The following is a 6000-nucleotide window of genomic DNA, read 5'->3' on the forward strand; positions in this document are numbered from 1 at the left end:
ATATGACCCAAAAAGAAGCCGTATTGAGGAGCGGTGGCGCCACAGTGTTCTAATAGAAGAGGCGTCTAGCCTGGATGCCCGAAACCACATCAGCACACAGCGCTAGAGACGGTGCCGCTGAACCGTGGCCGCACACACCACTATTTCTCAACAGAAAGATTCATAGCCGTGAAGAAATTTGTTGCCACTCTGGCTCTCGTACCCCTCGCATTCGGTCTTGCAGCCTGCGGCTCATCATCCAGCGACGACGTCGTCAAAATCGGCGTAGTAGGCACCGACCCCTCCAACGACAAGCTCGTTGAGGTCGCAAAGGCAGAGGGAATCAACATCGAAATCGTTGAATTCTCCGACTACACCCAGCCCAACCCCGCCCTGAGCTCCGGCGAAATCGACCTCAACTGGTTCCAGCACATCGCCTACCTCTCCAACTACAACGTAGAAGCAAACGACGACCTGCAGATCGTAGGCCCCACCGTCATCTACCCCATGGCGCTGTTCTCCAACAAGCACGACTCCATCTCAGCACTGCCCCAGGGCGCTGAAATCGCAATCCCCAACGACACCGTCAACGAAGCACGCGCCCTGCTGCTGCTCGAAGCTAACGGCCTGGTCTCCTTCACCTCAGAAACCACCAGCCCCACCGTTGACGACCTCGACACCGCAGCTTCCAAGGTCACCGTCACCCCCGTTGATGCAGCCCAGACCGTTCTCGCTCTCGAGTCCGTTGACGGCTCCGTCATCAACAACGACTTCCTCAAGGACGCCGGCCTGAACCCCAAGGACGCCCTGGCCCAGGACGACCCCGCTAACGAATCAGCTCGCCCCTACGTCAACCTCTTCGTCTCTACCGCCGATAACGCCGACAACGAGACCTACAAGAAGATCGTAGAGCTCTACCACACCGAAGAAGTACAGGCTGTGGTACAGGAAGACACCCAGGGCACCGCAGTAGAAGTCACCACCGAGGTTTCCGAACTGCGCTCCACCCTGGCCACCCTCGAAGAGCAGAAGCGCAACGGCTAAAACACTAGGCAAAGCTCACCCTTGAGCTAGCTCACGCACCCCCAACAGCGGCAGCCAACTGCGGTAGGCTAGACACTTCGGCCCCGTCCGGTGCCAGCTCTAGCCCCGCAAAGGCTGCCGCTGTGCGCATACCCCCAGCAGGTGCGTCCGCCCACAGCCACAGCAAGACCCCAACCGAAGAAGAAGACATGACCGAACAGCGACTACAGCCAACCGGGCCCCAGCCCATGGTCGTGCTGAACAACGTGACCAAAGAGTTCAAGGTCGGCAAAAAAACCGTCACCGCCGTCAACGGTGTAGACCTCACCATCAACAAGGGTGAAATCTTCGCCATCATCGGCTACTCCGGTGCCGGTAAATCAACCCTGGTTCGCCTGATCAACGGCCTAGAAGCCATCACCGAAGGCTCACTCACCGTCGACGGCTTTGAAATCGCAGGTAAACGCGAATCCCAGCTGCGCGAGGTGCGCACCAACATCGGCATGATCTTCCAGCAGTTCAACCTCATGAACTCCCGCACCGTTGCCGGTAACGTCGAATTCCCCCTCATCATCGCAGGCTGGGACAAGGCCAAGCGCGCCGAACGCGTAGCAGAGCTGCTGGACTTCGTAGGTCTGGCCGACAAAGCCAAAAACTACCCCGACCAGCTCTCCGGTGGTCAGAAGCAGCGCGTCGGCATCGCCCGTGCCCTTGCCACCTCGCCCTCCCTGCTGCTGGCTGACGAGTCCACCAGCGCCCTGGATCCCGAAACCACCGCTGAAGTGCTCGACCTGCTCAAAAAGGTCAACGCCGAGCTGGGCATCACCGTCATCGTCATTACCCACGAAATGGACGTCGTCTCCACCATCGCCGACCGCGTCGCCGTCATGGAAAATGGCCGTGTGGTCGAATCAGGCAACGTCTACGACGTCTTCTCCAACCCCCAAACAGAGGTCGCCCGCCGCTTCGTCGGCACCACCGTCAAGTCCCTGCCAGTAGGCGACGAAGCTGCCGACCTCAAAGCCCGCCACAAGGGCTACCTCATCAACATCGAAATCACCGAAGGCAACAACGGCATCGGCAAGGTCCTCTCTTACCTGGGCTCCCGCAACGTCTCCTTCAACATCGTGCAGGGCGGCCTCGAAACCCTGCAAGGTAAGAGCTACGGCAACCTCACCCTCGAACTGCTGGGCGACGTCACCAGCCTCGACGCCGTGGTCGCTGAGCTCAAGACCGTCACCCGCGTGCAGGAGGTACGCTAACCGTGGACTCAACCTTCGTCACCGACAAACTCATCCCCGCCCTCGGCGACACCCTCTACATGGTCTCACTGACCATGCTGGTCGCCGGTGCCCTGGGCATGATCTTCGGCCTGCTGCTCTACACCACCCGCCAGGGCAATATCCTGGCTAACCGCTTCGTCAACATCCTGCTGAACGTCGTGGTTAACGTGGTACGCCCCATCCCCTTCATTATCCTGCTCGCAGCTCTGGGCCCTCTGACCCAGATGGTGGTCGGCACCCGCCTGGGCGTCAACGCTGCCATCTTCGCCATGGTCTTTGGCGCAACCTTCGCCATCGCCCGCATCGTCGAGCAGAACATGGTATCGATTGATCCCGGTGTTATTGAGGCCGCCCGCGCCATGGGCGCCTCCAAGATGCGTATTCTCTTCACCGTCATGATCCCCGAAGCCCTCGGCCCGCTGATCCTGGGCTACACCTTCCTGGTCATCGGCGTGGTCGATATGTCGGCTATGGCCGGCTACATCGGCGGTGGCGGCCTGGGTAAGGTCGCCCTGGTGGACGGCTACCAGCGCTTCAACGAGGTCATTACCTGGTCGGTTGTCGCCGTCATTATTATTCTGGTGCAGCTCATCCAGCTGGTGGGCAACATGCTGGCCCGCAAGGTCATGCGCCGATAAGGCAGTACAGGGTGGGCTGGCAGGCATGCTTGCGTCTGCGACCCTCTCATTCCTCGCCTGGGGGCTCGTCATGATTCACGCCAGCCCCGAGCCAGCAGACGCCGCGCATGCCTGCCAGCCCCTTCTACTAAGTACCCCAGTTTTGGTGCAGATACCCCAGGTAAAAACGGGGGTATCTGCACTAAAACCGGGGTAGCTAAGGACCGGTTTCCCTTCGGGAGCCGGCCCTAAATCTTTATAAATAAATCTTAGAACGATGGCCAACCTCAAGAGCCAGTATGATGAACTCGCCCTGATTGAAGTGGAGGATGACCCGGTAATTCCCAATGCGATAGCGCCAAAGCCCAGAGTAATTACCGGTAAGGGCCTTGCACTGGGCAACAGGTTCCGGCGACTCAGAAAGTCTCTCTAAAGTAGCCAGTATTCGTCGAGCTACCGGCTTATCTAGCTTTTTGAGGTCCTTGAGGAAGTCTGGGTCATAGCGAAGATTCCACTGTTCCGCGGCCATCTTAGAGACCTAGTTCAGCCCGGATTTCTGCGGTGCTGTAGGTTGCTCTTTCCCCTTTCTGGATAGCCTGGACCTTGGCGTGCAGCTGCGCTGCATGTTCAGCTTCAGCGATATGCTCTTCAATGATGCTCCGGGCACAATACGCCACAGAACGGTCAGACTCAGTAGCAAGTTTGCTGAGACGTTCCTTCAAGGAAGAGGGAATGCGGATGGTGAGGACGCTATCGGCAACAGTCATGTATTCATTGTATGACAGTGAATACATGAAAGAAATAGATTTAGCTAAGGGCCGGTTCCCCGCCGGGCGCCGGCCCTTTTGCTGTCTAGTCGTTTTTCTTGCCGCTAATCCAGGACGAGTCATAGAGCCCGCCCAGACCCGGCCCGTCCCCGCCCTTCCGGTCGGTGCCGCGTTCAAGCTCCTGCTCGTAGAGGCGCTCCGCAAAATCGGTGGGGCGCATGAGCCGCTCGTCGTCCTCATCGTCGTGGTCAGTGAACCGGGAGAGGGCAAAGATTCCGTAGAGCAGGGCAGCAAAGAGTAGGAAGAAGAAGGCCAGCTCAGCCCACATAATCACGTAGTTACGGCGCAGTTCCGGGGTTGCGTCGCTATAGATAGCGGGCACTACCAAGAAAGATGCCACCGCCAGAATCACCGCCAGGATAGTAAGAGAGTGCGGTAGCCAGTACCAGCGGCTGCGGGGCCGTTTGCCCCGCTGGCTGCCGGGGCTCGTCCGCGCTGGGTGGGCGGTGGCGCCTGACCCGAGCGGTGCGGACGCCTGCCCCGGCATCTGCTCTTCAGCCCCCTGCTCCCCGGTCAGGGCCTGGGGCGGGAGGAATTCGCGGTAGTAGGCGCGTTCGTCGTCGCTGAGGTCTTCGATGCGGCGGCCGTAGCGGGAGGGGCGCGGGTTCTGCTCGGGGTCTGTCACTGCTCGTCCTTGAGAAGGTGGTGAGGGTTAGCGGTCGCGGTCGGGCAGGTGCCCTACCCAGGCGTCGAGCTGGGCGAGGAAGGCTGGGTCGGTAAAGGAGCTAAACCGCCCGATCCCTGCCGTCAGCAGGGGAGCGGGGGTGGCGGCGTCCGGCTCTGGCTGGTAAATCAGGCAGTTGGTGCCAGCTGCGGTAGCGGCCCTCATGCCGGTGACGGAGTCTTCCACGGTGAGGGCCTGCTCGGGGGCAAAGCCCAGGCGGCGGGTTGCTTCGAGGTAGATGTCGGGGGCGGGTTTGCCTTCTTTGACGTCGTGGAAGGAGACCCAGGTATCCAGGTAGGGGGCGTAGCCGAAGTGGGTGAGTTTTTTGGTCAGCAGTTTGCCGCCGGAGTTGGACGCTACCGCCACGGGGATTTTGGCTGAGAGGAGTTTGACGACGTCGAGGGCGCCGTCGATTGCGGTGACGCCTCGGTCGATGATGTCGAACTCGGTGGTGGTGATGGTGGTGTAGACGCTGTCGCGGAAGGCTTCGGGGGAGCCGTCGAATTCGGAGGCCAGCGGGGTGAGGGCTGAGAGACGGTCGGCAAGATCGCCGGCTGAGATGCCGACGAGGGAGGCTTCGAGTTCGGGGGTGAGCTCTACCCGGTAGTGTTTGAACATTTCGGCCTGGATTTTGCCCCAGAGGGTTTCGGAGTCGAGCAGGACGCCGTCGCAGTCGAAGACGGCGCAGGCGGGGGCAAAATCGGTGGGGGCTGAGTGGAGTTCAAACATAGTTCTATGCTCTCATACGAGGCACTCCGCTAGCCTGCTTTTGCTGCGGGGTAGGTTTGGGCTGTTGAGGGATCGCCCTTGAACTCTGCTAGGCAGATAGTGCCTGCTTCTATGGATTCACCGCCGATACCTGCGGTGTAGACTACGGTGGATCCGTCGTCGAGGTCGGTGGCGATTTGCATCATGCCTTTGCTGGCGCCGACGTTGCGGACGGTGAGCCCGTGTGCTTCCCAGGTGGTGCGGACGTTTTCTATTTGTTGCTGGTAGTTTTCGTTGTGGAGGTTTAGGTCGTAGGTGGTCCCAGCCATTAGTTCTAGTTTTCCTTGGCCGTTGTCGCAGGGGAAGACGGTGACATCGGCCCAGGATGCTTCTTGGTGGGGGAAGGGTTCGGTATTGTTTTTCCAGCGGAATTTTGTTTCGTTGCCGTTGGCTGAGGTGGCGAGGGTGACGGTGGTGTAGAGGTTGTGGAAGACCTCGTTAGCTGTGGGTTGGGGGTCGTCTTGAGAGGTGGTCATGGAACTACAGCCTGTCACTACAAAAATAATTACGAACAAAAAACTATATACACTACGCTTCACCGTAGTACTCGCATAAATCTTCATTGTGGGTCTCCATCCTGAATACTCTCCCACTCAATACCGTGAGCCCGGGCATATTCCTTGAGTTTTTCTAAGTCCTCAGCAGAAGACATGTTCTTGCGTTCATTAGCAGGCTCATAGCCGTAGATATCAGCACCCCGCCATGCAACCTGTGATATGTACTGGCTTTAGTTCCGACAATTATAAGACCACTAAAGCACCATCAACCACCTCCTGCGGAGTCCGATAACCAAGACTCTGATGCAACCGACCAGCATTCCACCAAGCAACCCAAGACGC

General features: G+C 59.0%; 8 protein-coding genes. 3 read left to right on the forward strand and 5 right to left on the reverse strand.

Features of this window, described 5'->3' with window-relative positions; translation table 11 throughout:
• Window positions 1-168 precede the first annotated feature (168 nt).
• From L6758_RS08800 to L6758_RS08810, 3 genes are all read left to right on the forward strand, one after another.
• Complete coding sequence (locus L6758_RS08800) at window positions 169-1023, forward strand: MetQ/NlpA family ABC transporter substrate-binding protein (protein WP_237196468.1); 855 nt, start codon at window positions 169-171, stop codon at window positions 1021-1023.
• A 188-nt stretch (window positions 1024-1211) separates the two neighbouring features.
• Window positions 1212-2264: a methionine ABC transporter ATP-binding protein gene (locus L6758_RS08805; protein ID WP_237196532.1), complete on the forward strand. Its 1053-nt coding sequence runs from the start codon at window positions 1212-1214 to the stop codon at window positions 2262-2264.
• Window positions 2265-2323: 59 nt separating this feature from the next.
• Complete coding sequence (locus tag L6758_RS08810) at window positions 2324-2923, forward strand: methionine ABC transporter permease (protein ID WP_185174719.1); 600 nt, start codon at window positions 2324-2326, stop codon at window positions 2921-2923.
• Between the two features lie 235 nt (window positions 2924-3158).
• Here L6758_RS08810 and L6758_RS08815 read toward each other — a convergent pair whose 3' ends face one another.
• The 5 genes from L6758_RS08815 to L6758_RS08835 all read right to left on the reverse strand — a co-directional run bounded on the left by L6758_RS08815 (window position 3159) and on the right by L6758_RS08835 (window position 5637).
• Entirely contained in the window at window positions 3159-3431 is a 273-nt protein-coding gene (locus tag L6758_RS08815; protein ID WP_237196470.1) for a type II toxin-antitoxin system RelE family toxin, read from the reverse strand.
• A gap of 1 nt (window position 3432) precedes the next feature.
• Entirely contained in the window at window positions 3433-3669 is a 237-nt protein-coding gene (gene relB / locus L6758_RS08820) for a type II toxin-antitoxin system RelB family antitoxin (RefSeq protein ID WP_237188943.1), read from the reverse strand.
• A gap of 85 nt (window positions 3670-3754) precedes the next feature.
• A complete protein-coding gene (locus L6758_RS08825) occupies window positions 3755-4354 on the reverse strand; it encodes a hypothetical protein (RefSeq protein WP_237205647.1) in 600 nt (199 codons plus the stop codon).
• Window positions 4355-4381: 27 nt separating this feature from the next.
• Window positions 4382-5122: an HAD family hydrolase gene (locus tag L6758_RS08830; RefSeq protein WP_237205648.1), complete on the reverse strand. Its 741-nt coding sequence runs from the start codon at window positions 5120-5122 to the stop codon at window positions 4382-4384.
• A 29-nt stretch (window positions 5123-5151) separates the two neighbouring features.
• Window positions 5152-5637 (reverse strand): hypothetical protein, encoded by a 486-nt coding sequence (locus L6758_RS08835; protein WP_237205649.1) that lies wholly within the window; start codon window positions 5635-5637, stop codon window positions 5152-5154.
• Window positions 5638-6000 lie beyond the last annotated feature (363 nt).

It is taken from the genome of Rothia nasimurium, assembly GCF_928382285.1.
GTDB classification, from domain to species: Bacteria; Actinomycetota; Actinomycetes; order Actinomycetales; family Micrococcaceae; genus Rothia; species Rothia nasimurium_E.

What these genes read in the sequence shown, in the direction of transcription:
- relB (WP_237188943.1), bottom strand. Translation starts at nt 3,669, where the DNA reads ATGACTGTTGCCGATAGCGTCCTCACCATCCGCATTCCCTCTTCCTTG.
- L6758_RS08815 (WP_237196470.1), bottom strand. Translation starts at nt 3,431, where the DNA reads ATGGCCGCGGAACAGTGGAATCTTCGCTATGACCCAGACTTCCTCAAG.
- L6758_RS08830 (WP_237205648.1), bottom strand. Translation starts at nt 5,122, where the DNA reads ATGTTTGAACTCCACTCAGCCCCCACCGATTTTGCCCCCGCCTGCGCC.
- L6758_RS08805 (WP_237196532.1), top strand. Translation starts at nt 1,212, where the DNA reads ATGACCGAACAGCGACTACAGCCAACCGGGCCCCAGCCCATGGTCGTG.
- L6758_RS08810 (WP_185174719.1), top strand. Translation starts at nt 2,324, where the DNA reads ATGGTCTCACTGACCATGCTGGTCGCCGGTGCCCTGGGCATGATCTTC.
- L6758_RS08835 (WP_237205649.1), bottom strand. Translation starts at nt 5,637, where the DNA reads ATGACCACCTCTCAAGACGACCCCCAACCCACAGCTAACGAGGTCTTC.